The organism is Pseudomonas sp. FP2294 (assembly GCF_030687625.1).
Taxonomy (GTDB): domain Bacteria; phylum Pseudomonadota; class Gammaproteobacteria; order Pseudomonadales; family Pseudomonadaceae; genus Aquipseudomonas; species Aquipseudomonas shahriarae.
This window is the reverse complement of the sequence record NZ_CP117441.1, coordinates 3,400,326-3,420,454: the sequence shown is the minus strand read 5'-3', so window position 1 is coordinate 3,420,454 and position 20,129 is coordinate 3,400,326. Positions and strand designations below refer to the sequence as shown.

General features: G+C 60.9%; 17 protein-coding genes. All 17 read right to left on the bottom strand.

Going from position 1 to position 20,129, the window contains the following annotated elements; all coding sequences use genetic code 11:
• Positions 1-63: 63 nt before the first annotated feature.
• Positions 64-1,527 (bottom strand): NADH-quinone oxidoreductase subunit NuoN, encoded by a 1,464-nt coding sequence (gene nuoN, locus PSH73_RS15110; RefSeq protein ID WP_200659675.1) that lies wholly within the window; start codon positions 1,525-1,527, stop codon positions 64-66.
• 7 nt (positions 1,528-1,534) lie between these two features.
• Positions 1,535-3,067, bottom strand: coding sequence for an NADH-quinone oxidoreductase subunit M (gene nuoM, locus PSH73_RS15105; protein WP_057445263.1), 1,533 nt, complete (start codon positions 3,065-3,067; stop codon positions 1,535-1,537).
• Between the two features lie 39 nt (positions 3,068-3,106).
• On the bottom strand, positions 3,107-4,960 hold the full coding sequence (gene nuoL, locus PSH73_RS15100) for an NADH-quinone oxidoreductase subunit L (protein ID WP_029293339.1): 1,854 nt from the start codon (positions 4,958-4,960) through the stop codon (positions 3,107-3,109).
• Positions 4,957-5,265, bottom strand: coding sequence for an NADH-quinone oxidoreductase subunit NuoK (gene nuoK, locus PSH73_RS15095; RefSeq protein ID WP_003174727.1), 309 nt, complete (start codon positions 5,263-5,265; stop codon positions 4,957-4,959). Before nuoK ends, nuoL begins: the two co-directional genes overlap by 4 nt.
• A gap of 2 nt (positions 5,266-5,267) precedes the next feature.
• On the bottom strand, positions 5,268-5,771 hold the full coding sequence (gene nuoJ / locus PSH73_RS15090) for an NADH-quinone oxidoreductase subunit J (protein ID WP_017476146.1): 504 nt from the start codon (positions 5,769-5,771) through the stop codon (positions 5,268-5,270).
• Between the two features lie 9 nt (positions 5,772-5,780).
• Entirely contained in the window at positions 5,781-6,329 is a 549-nt protein-coding gene (nuoI, locus tag PSH73_RS15085; RefSeq protein WP_003174725.1) for an NADH-quinone oxidoreductase subunit NuoI, read from the bottom strand.
• An 11-nt stretch (positions 6,330-6,340) separates the two neighbouring features.
• Entirely contained in the window at positions 6,341-7,348 is a 1,008-nt protein-coding gene (nuoH, locus tag PSH73_RS15080) for an NADH-quinone oxidoreductase subunit NuoH (protein WP_017737147.1), read from the bottom strand.
• The gene (gene nuoG / locus PSH73_RS15075) at positions 7,345-10,059 is read right to left on the bottom strand and encodes an NADH-quinone oxidoreductase subunit NuoG (RefSeq protein ID WP_305460839.1); all 2,715 of its coding nucleotides are present in this window, start codon (positions 10,057-10,059) and stop codon (positions 7,345-7,347) included. Before nuoG ends, nuoH begins: the two co-directional genes overlap by 4 nt.
• 135 nt (positions 10,060-10,194) lie before the next feature.
• The gene (gene nuoF, locus PSH73_RS15070; protein WP_305460837.1) at positions 10,195-11,550 is read right to left on the bottom strand and encodes an NADH-quinone oxidoreductase subunit NuoF; all 1,356 of its coding nucleotides are present in this window, start codon (positions 11,548-11,550) and stop codon (positions 10,195-10,197) included.
• Entirely contained in the window at positions 11,547-12,044 is a 498-nt protein-coding gene (gene nuoE, locus PSH73_RS15065; protein ID WP_057441399.1) for an NADH-quinone oxidoreductase subunit NuoE, read from the bottom strand. The genes nuoF and nuoE overlap by 4 nt, the downstream gene beginning before the upstream one ends.
• 2 nt (positions 12,045-12,046) lie before the next feature.
• Positions 12,047-13,831 (bottom strand): NADH-quinone oxidoreductase subunit C/D, encoded by a 1,785-nt coding sequence (nuoC, locus tag PSH73_RS15060; RefSeq protein ID WP_033896875.1) that lies wholly within the window; start codon positions 13,829-13,831, stop codon positions 12,047-12,049.
• 72 nt (positions 13,832-13,903) lie between these two features.
• Entirely contained in the window at positions 13,904-14,578 is a 675-nt protein-coding gene (locus PSH73_RS15055) for an NADH-quinone oxidoreductase subunit B family protein (protein WP_012724951.1), read from the bottom strand.
• A 10-nt stretch (positions 14,579-14,588) separates the two neighbouring features.
• On the bottom strand, positions 14,589-15,002 hold the full coding sequence (locus PSH73_RS15050; protein ID WP_003219575.1) for an NADH-quinone oxidoreductase subunit A: 414 nt from the start codon (positions 15,000-15,002) through the stop codon (positions 14,589-14,591).
• Positions 15,003-15,673: 671 nt separating this feature from the next.
• Positions 15,674-16,999 (bottom strand): isocitrate lyase, encoded by a 1,326-nt coding sequence (gene aceA / locus PSH73_RS15045; RefSeq protein ID WP_003219577.1) that lies wholly within the window; start codon positions 16,997-16,999, stop codon positions 15,674-15,676.
• 509 nt (positions 17,000-17,508) lie between these two features.
• On the bottom strand, positions 17,509-18,234 hold the full coding sequence (locus tag PSH73_RS15040; RefSeq protein WP_305460835.1) for a secretin N-terminal domain-containing protein: 726 nt from the start codon (positions 18,232-18,234) through the stop codon (positions 17,509-17,511).
• Positions 18,235-18,477: 243 nt separating this feature from the next.
• Complete coding sequence (locus PSH73_RS15035; protein ID WP_029293368.1) at positions 18,478-18,900, bottom strand: GNAT family N-acetyltransferase; 423 nt, start codon at positions 18,898-18,900, stop codon at positions 18,478-18,480.
• Positions 18,893-20,062 carry a cupin domain-containing protein gene (locus PSH73_RS15030; RefSeq protein ID WP_057441404.1) on the bottom strand — a complete coding sequence of 390 codons (1,170 nt, stop codon included), beginning with the start codon at positions 20,060-20,062 and terminating at the stop codon, positions 18,893-18,895. The genes PSH73_RS15035 and PSH73_RS15030 overlap by 8 nt, the downstream gene beginning before the upstream one ends.
• Positions 20,063-20,129 lie beyond the last annotated feature (67 nt).

The window sequence follows — 20,129 nt, the reverse complement described above, 5'->3', positions numbered from 1 at the left end:
CCCCCCAGAAACGCAAAACGGCACCCAAGGGTGCCGTTCTGTTTACTGCTTGAGCCTAAGCGATCAACCCGCCATCACCGCATGCTGCACCAGGGTGAGCAACGGTTGTGGGTAGACACCCAGGAAGAACGCCAGCAGGGCAATGGCCAGCAGCATCACGCCACCGGCTTTTTGCTCCCAGTGCAGCTCGGCGTCCACACGGCGCAGGTTTGGCTCGATCAGGTACAGGGTAACCATCACGCGCAGGTAGTAGAACACGCCGATGGCGCTGCCCATTACCAGGGAGGCTACCAGCCACCATTCGTGGGCTTCAACACCGGTCGCGACGATGTAGAACTTGCCGATAAAGCCGGCGGTCAGCGGGATACCGGCCAGGGACAGCATCATCACGGTCAGCACGGCGGTCAGGTACGGACGGCGCCAGAACAGGCCGCGGTATTCGTACAGGGCGTCGGCGTCCCGACCTTTGTAAGGCGAGGACATCAGGGTGATGACGCCGAACGCGCCGAGGCTGGTGATCACGTAGGTGACCAGGTACACGCCGATGGCTTCCACGGCCAGGCCTTTGCTCGCCACCAGGGCGATCAGCAGGTAGCCGAAGTGGGCGATGGACGAGTAACCCAGCAGACGCTTGAGGTTGTTCTGGGTCAGGGCCAGCAGGTTACCGAACAGGATCGACGCAATGGCGATCACGGTCAGCACGTCGCTCAGTACGCCGGTGTTGGCGGCAGGGGAGATCTGGAACAGACGCACCATCACCGCAAACACTGCAACCTTGGACGCGGTAGCCAGGAACGCGGCTACCGGCGCCGGGGCGCCTTCGTACACGTCCGGGGTCCACAGGTGGAACGGTACCAGCGACAGCTTGAACGCCAGGCCGATCAGCATCATGGCCAGGCCCAGTTGGGCAAGCGGCGCAGGCATGCTGGTGGTGGCCAGTGCGTGGCCGATACCGCTGAAGCTCAGGCTACCGGCTTCGGCGTAGAGCAGGGCCATACCGAACAACAGGAACGCGGAACCGGCGGCCGACAGCACCATGTACTTGATGCCGGCTTCCAGGGAGCGCTTGTTGAAGAAGGCGTAGGCCACCAGGCCGTAGGTCGGGATCGACAGCAGTTCCAGGCCGATGAACAAACCGGCCAGGTGCTGCGCGCTGACCAGCACGATACCGCCGGCCGCAGCCAGCAGGATCAGCAGGTACAGCTCTTCGCGGTTGCCCGGGTAGCCGGTGCCGCCTTCGCCGAGGTAAGCGTGGGCGAGGGTGACGCAGGCCAGTGTCGCAACCAGGATCAACGCGGTGTACAGCAGCGCGAAGTCATCGATCATCACCAGCGGGGTCACCGCCAGTGGGGCGACCTTGAGTGCCGGGATAATCGACAGCAAGGCCAGGTTCAGACCTGCGGTAGACAGCAGGAACGTCTGTGAGTGATTGCGGCGCCAGGCGATCGCCAGCATCACCACCACAATGGTGAGGCTGGTAATCAGCAGCGGCGCAAGCGCGATAAAGTGTTGGATCGTGAATTCCATAGCGCTCTTACCGGGCCGAAGCGAGTTGAGTGAAGGCGGTGCTCAACCACTGCTGCACGCCATGCATCGTGGCGGCAGAGGTGTCGAGGAACGGTTGCGGATACACGCCGATATACACCAGCAATGCCGCAAGGCCGAGCACCATGATCAGTTCGCGAGCATCCATCCCTTTGAGGACAGCGTCCGACTTGGTCGGGCCGAAGTAGGCGCGGTGGATCATGATCAGCGAGTAGACCGAACCGAACACCAGGCCGGAGGTGGCAATCGCGGTGATCCACGGCGCACTGACGAAGCTGCCCATCAGGATCAGGAACTCGCCGACAAAGTTACCGGTGCCCGGCAAGCCCAGGGAGGCGGCTGCAAAGAACAGGCTGATCGCCGGCAGGTAGGCGATACGCGACCAGATGCCGCCCATTTCACGCATGTCACGGGTGTGCAGGCGCTCGTACAGTTGGCCACTGAGGATAAACAGTGCGGCTGCCGAAACACCGTGAGCCAGCATCTGGATCACGGCGCCTTGCAACGCCAACTGGCTGCCGGAGTAGATGCCGATCAGTACGAAACCCATGTGGGAAACGGACGAGAAGGCAATCAGACGCTTGATGTCGGTTTGTGCGAAGGCCAGGAACGCGCCGTAGAAGATCCCGATCAGACCCAGGGTCATGGCAATCGGCGCGAACTCGGCCGAAGCATTCGGGAACAGCGGCAGGGCGAAACGCAGCAGGCCGTAGGCCGCCGTCTTCAACAGGATACCGGCCAGGTCCACGGAACCTGCGGTGGGTGCCTGGGCGTGAGCGTCAGGCAACCAGGAGTGGAACGGTACCACTGGCAGCTTCACCGCGAAGGCGATGAAGAAACCGAGCATGAGAATGTACTCGGTGGTCATCGACATCTTGGTTTTCAACAGGTCGGCGTAGTTGAAGGTAATCACGCCGGTGTTGTTGAAGTTGACCAGGACCAGGCCCAGGATCGCCACCAACATGATCAGGCCGGAAGCCTGGGTGAAGATGAAGAACTTGGTCGCCGCGTAGATCCGGGTTTTCTTGCCGTCCGAAGAACTGTGACCCCAGAGCGCGATGAGGAAGTACATCGGCACCAGCATCATTTCCCAGAAGAAGAAGAACATGAACAGGTCCAGCGCAAGGAACACGCCGACAACGCCGCCCAGGATCCACATCAGGTTCAGGTGGAAGAAGCCCACGTGACGCTCGATTTCTTTCCAGGAGCAGAGTACCGAGAGGATACCCAGCAGGCCGGTCAGCAGGATCATCAACAGCGACAGGCCATCGAGGGCCAGGTGCACGTTGATGCCGAAGCGTTCGATCCAGACGTGCTTGAATTCAAGCGCGAAGGTTGGATCGACACCCGGTGCCGGAGCAAATGAATAGTCGCCATGGGCCCACAGCCAGAGGCCGAGTGCGAGTTCCAGGGACATGGTCAGCAACGCAATCCAGCGGGGCAGGGTAGCGCCGAAGCGCTCGCCCATCCAGCAGAGCAGGCCGCCGATAAAAGGGATCAGGATTAGCCAGGGCAGAATCATGACGGGCTCGTTTCCTTTCGCAAGTTCGCAAAGTTCATATCAGACCGCTACCACTACGATGGCGCCGATCACCAGCACGGCACCGGCCGCCATGGAAGCTGCATACCAACGCAATTGGCCGGTCTCGGTGCGGCTCAGGGCGGTGTGACCGGCCTTGGCGGCACGCGGGATCAAACCAATGGTCTGGTCGAGCGGGTCTTTGCGCAGTACATGGCTGATCGCAAGGTAAGGCTTGACGAACAGTTTGTCGTAGATCCAGTCGAAGCCCCAGGCAGCGAACCACCAGGCCGAAAGGAAGCGGCCAATGCCACTGTTGGCCACGGCAGTGACGAAGCGACGCTTGCCGAGGAACAACATGGCCGCCAGCAGGATACCGGCGATGGCGATGGCGCCCGAGGCGATTTCCAGGCTGTGCTTGGCGTCGCCGCCGGCATGCCCGACGCTTTGTGGCAGTACGCCAGCCAGTGGCGGGGTGATCATGGCGCCGACGAAGGTCGACAGGATGATCAGCACCGACAGTGGCAGCCAGTGGGAAATGCCGTGACCTGCGTGGGCTTCGGTCTTGGCTTCACCGTGGAACGTGATGAAGATCAGGCGGAAGGTGTACAGCGAGGTCATGAATGCGCCAACCAGACCGGCGTACAGCAGGCCTTGGTTACCGCTGGCAAAGGCTTCCCAGAGGATTTCGTCTTTGGAGTAGAAACCTGCGGTCACCAGTGGCAGGGCTGCAAGCGCCGCGCCGCCGACGATGAAGCTGGCGTAGGCCAACGGCAGTTTTTTCCACAGGCCGCCCATCTTGAAGATGTTCTGCTCGTGGTGGCAGGCAACGATCACCGCACCGGACGCGAGGAACAGCAGGGCCTTGAAGAAGGCGTGGGTCATCAGGTGGAAGATCGCGCCGTCCCAGGCGCCGACGCCCAGGGCCAGGAACATGTAGCCGATCTGGCTCATGGTCGAGTAAGCGAGGATCCGCTTGATGTCGGTCTGCACCAGCGCGGCGAAGCCGGCCAGCACCAGGGTCACGCCACCCACCAGGCCCACCAGGTGCAGGATTTCCGGCGCCAGGGTGAACAGGCCGTGGGTACGGGCGATCAGGTAGACACCGGCGGTCACCATGGTGGCGGCGTGGATCAGTGCCGAAACCGGGGTAGGACCGGCCATGGCGTCTGCCAGCCAGGTTTGCAGTGGCAGTTGTGCCGACTTACCGACAGCGCCGCCCAGCAGCATCAGGGTCGCCAGGGTGATCCAGAAGTCGCCGACCTGGAATTTCTGCGGTGCCAGCACCAGCAGTTCCTGGATATTCAGCGTGCCCACCTGTTGGAACAGGATGAACAGGCCGATTGCCATGAACACGTCGCCGATCCGGGTCACGACAAACGCCTTGAGTGCCGCGTTACCGTTGTTGCGGTTGCTGTAGTAGAAACCGATCAACAGGTACGAGCACAGGCCCACGCCTTCCCAGCCGAAGTACAGGAACAACAGGTTATCGCCCAGCACCAGGAACAGCATGCTGGCGATAAACAGGTTGGTGTAGGCGAAGAAGCGCGAGTAACCGGCCTCACCGCGCATGTACCAGGACGCGAACAGGTGGATCAGGAAGCCCACGCCCACCACCACGCCGAGCATGGTGATCGACAGGCCGTCGACGTAGAGGGCGAAGTCAGGCTTGAAGCCTTCGACCGCCATCCACTGCCACAGCACCAGGGTGTAGTGACCCGCTTCTGGTGGCGCAACGTTGAATTGCCAGATGACGTAGGCGGCGACAATCGCCGACAGGCCAATGGAACCCACGCCGACCAGGGCCGAGAGGTTTTCCGACCAGCGTCCACGGGAGAACGACAGCAGCAGGAAACCGATCAGGGGAAATACGAAAGTCAGAAAGATCATGTTCATCCGCGCATCTCACTGGCAGCGTCGATATCAAGCGTGTGGAAGCGACGATACAGTTGCAGCAGGATCGCCAGGCCAATACTGGCCTCGGCGGCTGCCAGGCTGATCACCAGGATGAACATCACTTGCCCATCCGGCTGGCCCCAACGCGCACCCGCCACGATGAAGGCCAGTGCAGCAGCGTTCATCATGATTTCCAGGCTCATCAACACGAACAGAATGTTACGGCGAACCATCAGGCCGACCAGGCCAAGGCAGAACAGGATGCCGGCGACCGCCAGACCATGCTCCAAAGGGATAGCAGGCATCGTCATTGCTCCTTGGCTTCGTTGCGGCCCAAGTGGAAGGCAGTGATGGCTGCAGCGAGCAGCAGCATCGAAGCCAGTTCGACCACCAGCAGGTACGGGCCGAACAGGCTGATGCCCACGGCCTTGGCGTCTACGGTGGTGTGGCCGATGGCCTGGCCGCTCTGGTGAGCGAACAGTACATACAGCAGTTCAGCCAGCAGCAGCGCTGCCAGGATCACCGGGCCAAGCCAGATGCCGGGCTTGAGCCAGACGCGCTCCTGGGCGACCGAAGCCGGCCCCAGGTTGAGCATCATCACCACAAACACGAACAGCACCATGATGGCGCCAGCGTAGGCGATCACTTCCAGGACACCGGCAAACGGTGCGCCGAGGCTGAAAAAGGTCATGGCCACGGCGATCAGCGAAATGATCAGGTAGAGCAGGGCGTGCACGGGGTTGGTGTTGGTGATCACGCGAAGCGTGGACACCACTGCAATACCCGATGCGAAATAGAAAGCGAATTCCATCTTTCTTCCTTAAGGCAGCAAGCTCTTCACGTTGATCGGCTCGGCTTCGTTTTGTGCGGCGCCCTTGGGCTTACCGGCAACGGCCATACCTGCAACACGATAGAAGTTGTAATCAGGGTTTTTACCGGGACCAGAGATCAACAGATCTTCTTTCTCGTACACCAGGTCCTGACGTTTGAACTCGGCCATTTCGAAATCCGGTGTCAGCTGGATTGCGGTGGTCGGGCAAGCTTCCTCGCAGAGGCCGCAGAAAATGCAGCGCGAGAAGTTGATGCGGAAGAAGTCCGGGTACCAGCGACCGTCTTCGGTTTCAGCTTTCTGCAGGGAGATACAGCCAACCGGGCACGCCACGGCGCACAGGTTGCAGGCTACGCAACGCTCTTCGCCATCGGGGTCGCGGGTCAGTACGATACGGCCGCGATAACGCGGCGGCAGGTACACCGCTTCTTCCGGGTATTGCAGGGTGTCGCGTTTGCGAAAGCCATGGCCGAAAACCATCACCAGGCTTCGCAACTGGGTACCGGTACCCTTAACGATGTCGCCAATATATTTGAACATGGGTCAAATCCTCACTGAACCGCGCCCGCTGGCGTGTTCAACAACACAACGGCAGCAGTCACCAGCAAATTGATCAGGGTCAGCGGCAGGCAGAAGCGCCAGCTGAAATCCATCACCTGGTCGTATCGTGGACGCGGAATGGAAGCGCGCAGCAGGATAAACAACATGATGAAGAACGCGGTCTTGAGGAAGAACCAGAAGAACGCCAACTGCGGCAGGATGCCGAACGGACCGTGCCAGCCGCCGAAGAACAGCGTGACCAGCAGGGCCGAGATCAAGATGATGCCGATGTACTCACCGACGAAGAACATGCCCCATTTCATGCCGGCATATTCAATGTGGTAACCGTCGGCCAGTTCCTGTTCCGCTTCGGGCTGGTCGAAAGGGTGACGGTGAGTCACGGCCACGCCAGCGATGAAGAAGGTACAGAAGCCGAAGAACTGCGGAATGATGAACCACAGGTTCTGTGCCTGGTACTCGACGATGTCGCGCATGTTGAACGAGCCCACCTGCACCACGATGCCCATCAGCGCCAGGCCCATGAACACTTCGTAGGACACAGTCTGGGCCGAGGCCCGCAAGCTGCCCAGCAGGGCGAACTTGTTGTTACTGGCCCAGCCGGCGAACAGCACCGCGTAGACCGACAGACCGGCCATGGCGAAGAAGAACAGCAAGCCGATGTTCAGGTCCGCCACGCCCCAGGTCGGGGTGATCGGGATGATCGCGAAGGCGATCAGCAAGGCGCTCATGGCCACGACCGGTGCCAGGGTGAAGATCACCTTGTCGGCAAACGGCGGGGTCCAGTCTTCCTTGAAGAACATTTTCAGCATGTCGGCAGCGATCTGGAACATACCAAATGGGCCAACGCGGTTCGGACCGTAACGGTCCTGCCACCAGCCCAGCAGGCGACGTTCGACGAAGCTGAGCAGGGCGCCCGCGACGACCACGGCCAACAGGATCACGATGGCCTTGACGACCGAGATGATCACGTCGATCACTTCAGGGGTGAACCAGGTCATTGCGCTGCCTCCTGCAGACCGTCAACGGTTTGGCCAAAGATCGCAGGAGGAATCCCGGCGAGGCCTTTTGGCAGTGCAACCAGGCCAGCACCCAGCTCGTCGTTGATGCGCAGCGGCAGACGCAGGGTCTGGCCGGCTACGTTCACGCTGAGCAGGGCACCGTCGTTGACGCCCAGGCGATCGGCTTCGGACTTGGCCACGGACACGTAGGCTTGTGGAATGCGCTCTTGCACCGGTGCGGCTTTGGAAGAGGTCTCTTCGCTGCCGAACAGGTGGAAGAACGGCACAACCTGCCAGGTGCCCTGGGCCGGGTTGAACGGACGCGGTACTGCAGCGAACCAGTTCAGCGAATCGCCGGTGCTTTCGATCAGGCGGGTGCCTGGGTCGCCAGCGCGGATATGACCACCGACTTCGTCCTGGAACTTGTTCCAGGCCTGCGGCGAGTTCCAGCCCGGCGACCAGGCAAATGGCACCTGCTGACGGGGCTCGACCGAACCCGAGTAGCCTTCCATGGAGAAGGCGAACGCGGTGTCGTTGTCTTGCGGGGTACGCGGTTCGTGCACGCTGATATCCGCGCGCATGGCGGTACGCCCGGAGTAACGCAGCGGTTCACGGGCCAGCTTCATGCCCTTGATGCGGAACGCGGCGGACGGTGCGGCATCGACGATACGCGCCAACTGCGGTGCGCTCGCGGCGACGGCTGCGGTGACGTGGTCGAGCTGGGTCCAGTCGATCGGCTGGTTCAGCAGGGTTGCGCGCAGGGCATGCAGCCAGCGCCAGCCTTCGTGAACCAGGATGCTGGCGTCCATGTACTTTGGATCGAACACCTGGAAGAAGCGCTGGGCGCGGCCTTCCTGGCTGACCAGGGTCCCGTCGCCTTCGGCGAAGGTGGCGGCTGGCAGCACCAGGTGGGCGCGGTCGCTGGTGGCGGTCTTCTGGTGATCGGCGACGATCAGCACTTTGGCAGCATTCAGCGCTGCATCGACCTTGGTCGCATCGGTGCGGGTGTACAGGTCGTTTTCCAGTACCACGATGGCGTCCGCAGTGCCGTCGATCACGGCTTGCAGGGCGCTGTCCAGGGACTCGCCACCGAGCATGGCCAGGCCGAGGCTGTTGGCTTCCGGCACGACCAGGCTGATGGAGCCGTTCTTCTCGCGCAGCTTCAAGGCTTTGGCGATGTTGGCGGCGGCCTCGATCAGCGCCTTGGAACCCAGCGAGGTACCGGCAATGATCAGTGGACGCTTGGCCGCCAGCAGGGCATCGGCGATGCGCTGGGCCAGGGCTGCAGCTTCTGCGTCCAGGCCTTCGACGGCAGGGGCGCTGGCCTCGAGGGCGTGGGCCACGGCGAAACCGATGCGAGCCAGGTCGTCGGGTGCTGCGTGTACGCATTCTTCGGCGATATCGTCGAGCTTGGTTTCAGCCAGGCTGGCGATAAACAGCGGGTTCAGCGCGTGCTGGCCGATGTTTTTCACCGCGGCGTCGAGCCACGGCTGGACGCGCATGGCGTCGGCCATTTCTTCGGCCTTGCCTTTGACCGACTGGCGCAGCGACAGGGCGATACGTGCGGCGGTCTGGGTCAGGTCTTCACCGAGCACGAAAATCGCGTCGTGGTCTTCGATGTCGCGCATGTTCGGTACTGGCAGCGGGCTGTCATTGAGCACTTGCAGGACCAGGCGAATGCGCTCCAGCTCACCGGCTTCGATACCGCTGTAGAAGTGCTCGGCGCCTACCAGCTCGCGCAACGCGTAGTTGCTTTCGAGGCTGGCGCGTGGCGAACCGATACCCACGATGTTGCGCCCGCGCAGCAGGTCAGCGGCTTTATCCAGCGCCGCGTCCAGGCTCAGCTTGGCGCCATCGGCCAGCAATGGCTGGCGAGGGCGGTCTTCGCGGTTGACGTAGCCATAGCCGAAACGGCCACGGTCGCACAGGAAGTACTGGTTGACCGAACCGTTGAAGCGGTTTTCGATGCGACGCAGTTCGCCGTAGCGCTCGCCCGGGGAGATGTTGCAACCGCTGGAGCAGCCATGGCAGATGCTCGGCGAGAACTGCATGTCCCACTTGCGGTTGTAGCGCTCGGAGTGGGTCTTGTCGGTAAACACACCGGTCGGGCAGACCTCGGTGAGGTTGCCGGAGAACTCGCTTTCGAGCACGCCGTCTTCAACGCGACCGAAGTACACGTTGTCGTGGGCGCCGAATACGCCCAGGTCGGTGCCGCCGGCGTAGTCTTTATAGAAGCGCACACAGCGATAGCAGGCGATGCAGCGGTTCATTTCGTGGGAAATGAACGGGCCGAGGTCCTGGTTCTGGTGGGTACGCTTGGTGAAGCGATAACGGCGCTCGTTGTGGCCGGTCATCACCGTCATATCTTGCAGGTGGCAGTGACCGCCTTCCTCACAGACCGGGCAGTCGTGGGGGTGGTTGGTCATCAGCCATTCGACAACGCTGGCGCGGAACGCCTTGGATTCATCATCGTCGATGGAAATCCAGGTGTTGTCGGTGGCCGGCGTCATGCAGGACATAACGATACGACCACGGGTGTCGTTTTCGTCGGTGTACTGCTTGACCGCACACTGGCGACAGGCACCGACGCTACCAAGCGCGGGGTGCCAGCAGAAATAAGGGATGTCGAGGCCTAGTGACAGACACGCCTGTAACAGGTTGTCCGCCCCATCGACTTCGAGCGCTTTGCCGTCTACGTGGATAGTGGCCATGGTTCAAAGTTCTTCGTTGGCCCGTTGTCAGCGGGCGTGGCTAATGGAATCTTGTTATTCATGTGCATCAACACAGCCTTCAAGGCGTCAGCACATGACAAGGCGAAGGGCACGGACCCTTCGCCTATTGAAGCGTTACGCGCCGACTACGATCGGCTTTGCCAGAGGCGGGACGGCGGCGCTTTTGGGCGCGATGCCGGCTTCGAACTCCGAGCGGAAGTACTTGATTGCGCTGCCCAGTGGCTCCACGGCGCCCGGTGCGTGAGCACAGAAGGTCTTGCCCGGGCCGAGGAAACCCACGAGGCCCAGCAGGGTCTCGATATCCCCCGGCTGGCCTTCGCCTTTCTCGATCGCCATCAGGAGCTTGACGCTCCATGGCAAGCCATCGCGGCACGGGGTGCAGAAGCCACAGGATTCGCGAGCGAAGAACTGCTCCATGTTGCGCAGCAGCGAGACCATGTTCACGGTGTTGTCCACCGCCATCGCCAGGCCGGTACCCATCCGGGTGCCCACCTTGCCGATGCCGCCGGCATACATCTGTGCGTCGAGGTGCTCGGGCAACAGGAAACCGGTGCCGGCGCCGCCTGGCTGCCAGGCCTTGAGGGTGTAGCCGTCGCGCATGCCGCCGGCGTAGTCCTCGAACAGCTCACGGGCGGTCACGCCGAATGGCAGCTCCCACAGGCCAGGGTTCCTGACCTTGCCGGAGAAGCCCATGAGCTTGGTGCCCATGTCTTCGCTGCCTTCGCGGGCCAGGGATTTGTACCAGTCCACGCCGTCGGCGATGATCGCCGGCACGTTGCACAGGGTCTCGACGTTGTTCACGCACGTAGGCTTGCCCCACACGCCAACGGCGGCAGGGAAGGGCGGCTTGGAGCGCGGGTTGGCGCGGCGGCCTTCGAGGGAGTTGATCAGGGCGGTTTCTTCACCGCAGATATAACGCCCGGCGCCGGTATGCACGAACAGTTCGAAGTCAAAACCCGAACCGAGGATGTTCTTGCCCAACAGGCCTGCGGCCTTGGCTTCGGCCACGGCACGGTTCAGGTGCTTGGCGGCGGTGGTGTATTCGCCACGCAGGAAGATGTAGCCCCGGTAGGTTTTCAGCGCACGGGCACTGATCAGCATGCCTTCGATCAGCAGATGGGGCAGTTGCTCCATCAGCATGCGGTCTTTCCAGGTGTTGGGCTCCATCTCATCCGCGTTGCACAGCAGGTAACGGATGTTGATGGATTCGTCTTTAGGCATCAGGCCCCACTTCACACCCGTGGGGAAGCCTGCACCACCGCGACCTTTAAGGCCTGCGTCCTTCACGGTCTGGACGATATCGTCCTGGGCCATGTCGGCAAAGGCTTTGCGCGCTGCGGCGTAACCGTTCTTGGCCTGGTACTCGTCAAGCCATACCGCCTCGCCGTCGTCACGCAGGCGCCAGGTCAGCGGGTGAGTCTCGGCCGAACGCTTGATCAGGTTGGCGGGACCAAAGGAAGTCAGGGTCATGGGTAGCCCTCGAGCAATTGGGTGACGCCAGCAGCCTGGACGTCGCCGAATGTGTCGTCGTCGATCATCAACGCCGGCGCCTTGTCACAGTTGCCCAGGCAGCACACCGGCAGCAGCGTGAAGCGACCGTCTGCAGTGGTTTGGCCCAGGCCGATGCCCAGCTTGCTCTGGATCGCGTCGACCACCGACTCGTGGCCACCGATGTAGCAGACCATGCTGTCGCACACGCGAATGATGTGGCGGCCGACCGGCTGGCGGAAGATCTGGCTGTAGAACGTCGCCACGCCTTCCACATCGCTGGCCGGGATGCCGAGGATCTCGCCGATGGCGTAGAGGGCACCATCGGGCACCCAGCCACGTTCCTTCTGGACGATCTTCAAGGCTTCGATAGACGCCGCGCGCGGGTCTTCGTAGTGATGCAGCTCGTGCTCGATGGCCGAGCGCTCGGTTTCACTCAAGGTGAAACGGTCTGTCTGGATAAGCGTGCTGTTCATGCTTAGCGGTCCACGTCGGCCATAACGAAATCGATACTACCCAGGTACGCAATCAAGTCCGCGACCATCTCGCCTTTGATCACCGAAGGGATCTGCTGCAAGTGGGCAAAGCTTGGGGTACGAATCCGGGTGCGGTAGCTCATGGTGCCGCCATCGCTCGTCAGGTAATAACTGTTGATACCCTTGGTCGCTTCAATCATCTGGAAGGACTCGTTGGCCGGCATGACCGGGCCCCACGAGACTTGCAGGAAGTGCGTGATCAGGGTTTCGATGTGCTGCAGGGTGCGCTCTTTAGGCGGCGGCGTGGTCAGCGGGTGATCCGCCTTGTACGGGCCGGCCGGCATGTTGCGCATGCACTGCTCGATGATTTTCAGGCTCTGGCGCATTTCTTCGACGCGCACGATGCAACGGTCGTAGGCATCGCCGTTGGCCGCCAGCGGGACTTCGAACTCGAAGTTCTCGTAGCCGGAGTACGGGCGCGCCTTGCGCAGGTCGAAATCGCAACCGGTGGAACGCAGGCCAGCACCGGTGACACCCCACTCCAGGGCCTCCTTGGTGTTGTACTGGGCGACGCCGATGGTCCGGCCCTTGAGGATGCTGTTATCCAGCGCAGCCTTTTGGTACTCGTCCAGACGCTTGGGCATCCAGTCGATGAATTCCTTGACCAGGCGCTCCCAGCCGTTCGGCAGGTCGTGGGCCACACCGCCGATGCGGTACCAGGCCGGGTGCAGGCGGAAGCCGGTGATGGCTTCGATGACCTTGTACGCACGCTGACGGTCGGTGAAGGTGAAGAACACCGGGGTCATGGCGCCGACGTCCTGGATATAGGTACCCAGGAACAGCAGGTGGCTGGTGATCCGGAAGAACTCGGCCATCATGATGCGGATGGTGTCGACGCGGTCCGGAACCTTGATGCCGGCCAGCTTCTCGACCGAGAGCACGTACGGCAGGTTGTTCATCACGCCGCCGAGGTAGTCGATACGGTCGGTGTACGGGATGAAGCTGTGCCAGGACTGGCGTTCGGCCATTTTCTCGGCACCACGGTGGTGGTAGCCGATGTCCGGTACGCAGTCGACGATTTCTTCGCCGTCCAGTTGCAGGATGATGCGGAAGGCACCGTGGGCCGAAGGGTGGTTCGGGCCCAGGTTGAGGAACATGTAGTCCTCGTTGGTGCCGGAGCGTTTCATGCCCCAGTCTTCCGGACGGAAGCGCGCCGCTTCTTCTTCAAGCTGCTGCTTGGCCAGGTTGAGGCTGAACGGATCGAATTCGGTGGCGCGGGCAGGGAAGTCCTTGCGCAGCGGGTGACCTTCCCAGGTTGGCGGCATCATGATGCGCGTCAAGTGCGGGTGGCCCGGGAAGTCGATGCCGAACATGTCCCAGACTTCGCGTTCGTACCAGCTGGCGTTCGGCCAGATACCGGTCACGGTCGGGATGCTCAGGTCGCTTTCCGACAGGGCGACCTTGATCATCACGTCGCTGTTACGTTCCAGCGACATCAGGTGATAGAACACGGTGAAATCAGCGCCGCTCGGCAGCCCCTGGCGCTTGGTGCGCAGACGCTCGTCCACGCCATGCAGGTCATAGAGCATGACGTACGGCTTGGGCAGGTTGCGCAGGAAGGTCAGGACTTCGACGAGCTTGGCACGCGCCACCCACAGCACCGGCATACCGGTGCGTGTGGCCTGGGCAGTGAAGGCGTCAGGGCCAAAACGGTTATTGAGTTCGACGACCACATCCTGGTCGTCTGCCTTATAAGGCGGGATGTACAGAGCACTGCCTGTAGTCATGGTTTTTTATCGCTTTCGGTCAACGTAAAGAATGAAGCCAGGTTTTCGTTCTATAAAAGAAGCGGTTCTGGATCAGACTTCGTCGGGGCTGCGCAGGTTGGTGACTGCGATTCGCTGTTCGCGGCGCTGTTCCTTTTGTGACGGCATCTCGGCGCGGTACACGCCTTGATCGCCGACAACCCAGGACAGTGGGCGACGCTCCTTGCCAATCGACTCCTGCAGCAGCATCAAGCCTTGCAGGAAAGCTTCAGGGCGGGGCGGGCAGCCAGGCACGTAGACGTCCACGGGCAGGAACTTGTCGACCCCCTGAACCACGGAGTAGATGTCGTACATGCCACCGGAGTTGGCGCACGAACCCATGGAGATAACCCACTTCGGCTCGAGCATTTGCTCGTAGAGACGCTGGATGATCGGCGCCATCTTGATAAAGCAGGTACCGGCGATAACCATGAAATCCGCCTGACGCGGCGATGCCCGGATAACCTCGGCGCCAAAGCGCGCGATGTCGTGGGGCGCCGTGAAGGCGGTGGTCATTTCCACGTAGCAGCACGAAAGGCCGAAGTTGTACGGCCACAGGGAGTTCTTACGCCCCCAGTTGACCGCGCCACTCAGCACGTCTTCCAGCTTGCCCATGTAGATGTTTTTGTGGACTTGGTCTTCTAACGGATCGGAGACGGTTTCCCGCTCGCCGATGGGGTACTGATCGTTAGGAGCATCCGGGTCGATCCTGGTGAGATTGTATTGCATCGCCAAAGCCTCATTGTTTCAGCTTCGCTTGCCGCTTGCGACGAGCTTCCGGAGCCCAGTCAAGGGCGCCCACTCGGAACAGGTAGACAAGACCTGCCAACAGAATTGCTATGAAAACGAGAGCTTCGACGAATCCGGTCCAGCCGCTTTCGCGGACGGACACAGACCAGGCAAAGAGAAAGAGGGCTTCGATATCGAAGATCACGAACAGCATCGCGACCAGATAGAATTTGGCTGAGAGCCGCAAGCGGGCGCCACCTGTAGGTAGCATGCCGGACTCGAACGGTTCGTTTTTGCTGCGGCCCCAGGCTTTTGACCCGAGGAGGCTGGAAACACCGAGCATGAAGGCGCAGAGGCCGACAACACCGAGGAGGAAAATGGCAAAGCCCCAGTTGTGGGCCATGAGTCCTGTCGCTTCGGTCATGCTGGAAATCCTTAACAGAGAGCAAAGGTCTCTGAGCTCGAAAAAGTAACGACGCAGTGACGATATGTCGCAGCGCAATCAATCGCGGTGATTTTATGGCTAAACACCTAGCAAGTAAAATTCCTGTGGCTAAATTATTCGCTGAAATAAGGACATAGTGCACCTTTGTGGGGCTGTAGCCCAGACGCTGCGGGCATTAGCTTGATTTTAATCAATTGTGTTTTGTTTAGGGTGTAACGAAGTTTTATTGCTCTAAATGATAATGAATATTGTTTGCGAGAGTTTTAAGCGGGTGTTGAGTGCGTCGCGGGGAAAGTTGTTGTTACTTGCCCGTATGGCGCAAGTTGCCAGCGCGCAACTTTTAACTGATTTTTCCTAAGCCAATACCGCTCTGGATCAAGGTTTTGCTCAAAAAGTCGTTTTGACTCGGTTTCTGTGGGAGTCGGGCTTTTCGGATCGCCGCATCGCCGCGATGGCGGTGGGGCATTAGGCAAATGGGTGGCTGAAACGCCGCTACCGCAGGCAGGCCAGCTCCCACATTGGGTTTCGGGAGGGGGGGCAGTAACCTTTCGCCCAGGCAAAAAAACGCCCCGAACCAGTCGGGGCGTCAGATCGTGCGGCACTGCGGTTAGCTTTCTATCGGGCCCGCAATGGCCGTGTACTCAGGTCACTTAGTGAAACTGTTCTTCTTCGGTCGAGCCGGTCAGCGCGGTCACGGACGAGGTGCCGCCCTGGATCACGGTGGTCATGTCGTCGAAGTAGCCGGTGCCCACTTCCTGCTGGTGCGCCACGAAGGTGTAGCCTTTGGCGGCGTCAGCGAATTCCTGCTCTTGCAGCTTCACGTAGGCAGTCATGTCGTTGCGGGCGTAGTCGTGCGCCAGGTTGAACATGCTGTGCCACATGTTGTGAATGCCGGCCAGGGTGATGAACTGGTGCTTGTAGCCCATGGCGGACAGTTCGCGCTGGAACTTGGCGATGGTCGCGTCGTCCAGGTTCTTCTTCCAGTTGAAAGAAGGCGAGCAGTTGTAGGACAGCAGTTGGTCCGGGTATTCCTTCTTGATCGCCTCGGCGAAGCGACGGGCTTCGTCCAGGTCTGGCTTGGCGGTTTCGCACCAGATCAGGTCGGCGTACGGTGCGTAGGCCAGGCCGCGGGCAATTGCTTGATCCAGGCCGGCGCGTACCTTGTAGAAACCTTCCTGGGTGCGCTCGCCAGTCACGAACGGCTGGTCGTACGGGTCGCAGTCCGAAGTCAGCAGGTCAGCAGCGTTGGCGTCGGTACGGGCCAGGATGATGGTCGGCGTGCCGGCAACGTCAGCTGCCAGACGGGCAGCGGTCAGCTTCTGTACGGCTTCCTGGGTCGGAACCAGTACCTTGCCGCCCATGTGGCCGCATTTTTTCACGGAAGCCAGTTGGTCTTCGAAGTGCACGCCGGCGGCGCCTGCTTCGATCATGCTTTTCATCAGCTCGTAGGCGTTCAGTACACCACCGAAACCGGCTTCGGCGTCAGCCACGATTGGCGCGAAGTAGTCGATGTAGCCTTCGTCGCCCGGACCTTTACCGGCTTTCCACTGGATCTGGTCGGCGCGGCGGAACGAGTTGTTGATGCGCTTGACCACGGTTGGCACGGAGTCCACCGGGTACAGCGATTGGTCAGGGTACATGGACTCGGCGGAGTTGTTGTCCGCAGCCACTTGCCAGCCGGACAGGTAGATCGCCTGGATACCGGCCTTGACTTGTTGCACAGCCTGGCCGCCGGTCAGGGCGCCCATGCAGTTGACGAAATCTTTCTCGGGGCGGAAGGACGGCTTGGCGCCCTGGGTAACCAGCTTCCACAGCTTCTCGGCGCCCAGTTTTGCAAAGGTGTGCTCGGGTTGAACCGAGCCGCGCAGGCGGACGACGTCAGCAGCGGAGTAAGCGCGAGTCACGCCTTTCCAGCGTGGGTTTTCAGCCCAGTCTTTTTCAAGGGCTGCAATTTGCTGTTCGCGTGTCAGTGCCATGGGGAAAAACCTCGTCGCGTCTTTTGTGGAAAAACTACTGGGTTGAAAATTCCGTTTTGCCAGCCACGCATTCAGTACGTGGTTATGGCTGCTCGCTGACCAGAAGCTTAGGCGGTCAAGTTGGGCTTGGCGGGGAAGGCGACGGGATGAACGATAGGCTCAAGGGAGAAAGTGAGCAGGTAGAGGCGAACCGAGAACAGTCTTCGGGCGTCGTGGGCCTTTGTACGATCCAACAGTGTGTTGCCGGGTTACCTGGTTAGCTTCCGTCCCTCGGGACAACTTCGTTCCAGTCGCAACCTCGTCAAACACGCCTTGTGGGCGGTACAGACACGAATCGGCTCAGGTGGGTAACTTGGAGCGACGATCCGAAGGCCCTTGCCAGGGCCCCTGATTAGCGGGAGCGAGGCCATCATGCCCATGCTTTTTTGGATCGTCAAATGTTTTGTAGTGCTTTTTTTATGGCACTACATCTTTGGTCTAATACGACTAATCAGTCAGTTTTTGGTGCTTCAGTTCAAGGTGTCGACTTTGACCCGCACTGTCAGGTCATCCCGGCCCTGGGTCGAGTAGGTGCGGGTCGCGCCCTGTTTGTCGGCCTGGGTCTGGCGATTGATGCCGGCCAGGGTGATCCACTCACCCAGGCGCCCGCTGACGGTTGTGTCGGTACTTTGCACGTTCACTACATCGGGACGCTCCTGGCTCATGCGGTCACGATTGGTGCTGATGCTCAGGTGCACGGTCTCGCCGGTGACGCTGGCGGTGACATAGAAGCCCTGGGTGACGTTGCGGTACTGGGTCTGGTTTTGCGGGCGGCCATAGGCATCGGGCTGGGTGGTGGTCAGTGGCACGCTCTGGCCGACCTGGATCAGTGCGGGCACGCCTTCGCTGGCCTGGATCTGCTGGATCCCGCCGTCTCGGCTTTCGGTGCTGTAGGTGATGACCTGGCGGTTGGCCTGCTGATTGTTTTCGTTGGTGTCGACGGTGATCAGCAAGCGTTTGGAGGGTGTATCCAGTTGTGCGAGCAGGGCGCGCAGGGCCTGGATCCTGTCGGGCTCGGCATTGACGATCAACTGATTGCCGTAGGCGCTGACAGTGCCGTCCTTGCCAATGAAATTCTGCGCCACGGGTAACAGGTCGGCGCTGGTGCGGTTGTTCAAGGGTACGACTTCGGTGGCTGCCATTGCCGATAAGCTGACGGCCATGAGCAGGCTGGCGACTAGGGTGCGTAGGGACATGTCCGTTATCTCTGCAAGTCATTTGGGCTTGATGGTGCCAGTTTATCGGCCCGGCGGGGCGCAAGTTGAATCGTAGACGGCAAAAGGCCCTGGCATCGGTGGATGGCAGGGCCTTTTTGGGGGGGGGCTGCTAATGACGCCTTCGCGAGCAAGCCCGCTCCCACTTTTGACCGCATTTCAGGGGTCGAGCTCGATCAAGTGTGGGAGCGGGCTTGCTCGCGAAGGGAGCGACTGGGTCTAAAGTCAGCCCTCGCGTTCCATATCAACATGGGGAATCCCGACTTCCAGGAATTCCCCGCTGACGATCTTGAACCCCAACCGCTCATAGAACGGCGCGGCATACACCTGTGCGCTGAGGAACTGCCGGGTCTGGCCGCGTTTCTCGGCCTCGCCAATCACCGCTTCCATCAGTTTGTCGCCGACCTTCAGCCCGCGCCAGTCCTTGAGGACCGATACGCGACCGATCTCGCCGCTGGGCAGCAGGCGCGCCGTGCCAATGGGGAAGTCGCCTTCGAACGCGAGGAAATGCATGGCCCCGGCGTCGTCTGCGTCCCATTCCAGCTCAGGTGGAACCGATTGTTCAGCGATAAATACCGCTTCACGAATGCGCCGAATCTCGGCGATATCCTTTTGCCAGTCCGCGACACTTACGTGAATTTTATTCATCGGCAAACCCCAGGCTTCCTTGCTTGACCAGTTCGCACAGCAGGTCGCGGCCATCTTCATCAACCAGCCACGGGCCCAGGTTGTCGACGTGCAGGGCGTCGGCCGCGCAGATCAACTTCAGCAGTTCGCGCAGTTTGCCCGGCAGGTAACGGCTCTGGCCGCTGGCGAACAGCAATACATCGTCGTCCACTTCCGACCAGGCCAGGCGCGCGCTCGGGTTGCGGATCAGGACTGCACCGTCTTCCAGGCTGCTGATCACTTCATCCTGCGCCAGCTCTTCGGGGCCGGCGACCAGTTCCGGGTAGCGCGGCTCGGTCATGAATTGGCCGAACCAGGTCAGCAGCATGCGCTCGTCGCTCATGTGCTCGGCCAGCAGGCTTTTCAGGCGGTCGAGGGCGTCGCTCTGGATCTGGTGCGGGTCACTGACGGGCTGGACATCGGCGTCGGTGTAGCGCTCTTCATCCGTCAGGTACTGGCTGAGGAAGTCGGTGAAGTGGGTCAGCACTTCGGCGGCGCTCGGTGCGCGGAAGCCGACCGAGTAGGTCATGCAGTCATCTTCGGCGATGCCGAAGTGCGCCAGGCGCGGCGGCAGGTAGAGCATGTCGCCAGGCTCCAGCACCCATTCGGCGCTCTCTTCGAATTCGGCTAGGATGCGCAGGTCGGCGTGTTGCAGCAGCGGGCTCTCCGAGTTGCACATCTGGCCGATCTTCCAGTTGCGCTTGCCATGGGCCTGCAGCAGGAACACATCGTAGTTATCGAAGTGCGGGCCTACGCTGCCACCAGGGGCGGCAAAGCTGATCATCACGTCGTCGATGCGCCAGCTTGGCAGGAAGCGGAACTGCTCCAGCAACTCGGCCACTTCCGGTACGAACTGGTCGACCGCCTGCACCAGCAGGGTCCACTCGCGCTCGGGCAGGGTGCTGAAGGCATCTTCGGCAAATGGGCCGCGACGCAGCTCCCACGGGCGCTCGCCGTGCTCGATCACCAGGCGCGACTCGACTTCTTCTTCCAGTGCCAGGCCGGCCAGTTCGTCGGCGTCGATCGGGCTTTCGAAATCAGGGATGGCCTGGCGGATCAGCAGTGGTTTTTTCTGCCAGTAGTCGCGCAGGAATTCCCTTGCCGTGATGCCGCCCAGAAGTTGAAGAGGAATATCAGGATTCATGTGTAACCTATTGAAAAAAAGCACTTTTCAGACGGGAATAAAAACGCCCGGCGCTGCCGGGCGTCTT

Coding starts and splice junctions, on each gene's coding strand:
- nuoK (WP_003174727.1), bottom strand. CDS start 5,265: ATGCCTGCTATCCCTTTGGAGCATGGTCTGGCGGTCGCCGGCATCCTG.
- PSH73_RS15040 (WP_305460835.1), bottom strand. CDS start 18,234: ATGTCCCTACGCACCCTAGTCGCCAGCCTGCTCATGGCCGTCAGCTTA.
- PSH73_RS15055 (WP_012724951.1), bottom strand. CDS start 14,578: ATGCAATACAATCTCACCAGGATCGACCCGGATGCTCCTAACGATCAG.
- nuoE (WP_057441399.1), bottom strand. CDS start 12,044: ATGAACAGCACGCTTATCCAGACAGACCGTTTCACCTTGAGTGAAACC.
- nuoG (WP_305460839.1), bottom strand. CDS start 10,059: ATGGCCACTATCCACGTAGACGGCAAAGCGCTCGAAGTCGATGGGGCG.
- PSH73_RS15030 (WP_057441404.1), bottom strand. CDS start 20,062: ATGAATCCTGATATTCCTCTTCAACTTCTGGGCGGCATCACGGCAAGG.
- aceA (WP_003219577.1), bottom strand. CDS start 16,999: ATGGCACTGACACGCGAACAGCAAATTGCAGCCCTTGAAAAAGACTGG.
- nuoI (WP_003174725.1), bottom strand. CDS start 6,329: ATGTTCAAATATATTGGCGACATCGTTAAGGGTACCGGTACCCAGTTG.
- nuoJ (WP_017476146.1), bottom strand. CDS start 5,771: ATGGAATTCGCTTTCTATTTCGCATCGGGTATTGCAGTGGTGTCCACG.
- nuoC (WP_033896875.1), bottom strand. CDS start 13,831: ATGACTACAGGCAGTGCTCTGTACATCCCGCCTTATAAGGCAGACGAC.
- PSH73_RS15035 (WP_029293368.1), bottom strand. CDS start 18,900: ATGAATAAAATTCACGTAAGTGTCGCGGACTGGCAAAAGGATATCGCC.
- nuoF (WP_305460837.1), bottom strand. CDS start 11,550: ATGACCCTGACTTCCTTTGGTCCCGCCAACCTGATCAAGCGTTCGGCC.
- nuoM (WP_057445263.1), bottom strand. CDS start 3,067: ATGATTCTGCCCTGGCTAATCCTGATCCCTTTTATCGGCGGCCTGCTC.
- PSH73_RS15050 (WP_003219575.1), bottom strand. CDS start 15,002: ATGACCGAAGCGACAGGACTCATGGCCCACAACTGGGGCTTTGCCATT.
- nuoH (WP_017737147.1), bottom strand. CDS start 7,348: ATGACCTGGTTCACCCCTGAAGTGATCGACGTGATCATCTCGGTCGTC.
- nuoL (WP_029293339.1), bottom strand. CDS start 4,960: ATGAACATGATCTTTCTGACTTTCGTATTTCCCCTGATCGGTTTCCTG.
- nuoN (WP_200659675.1), bottom strand. CDS start 1,527: ATGGAATTCACGATCCAACACTTTATCGCGCTTGCGCCGCTGCTGATT.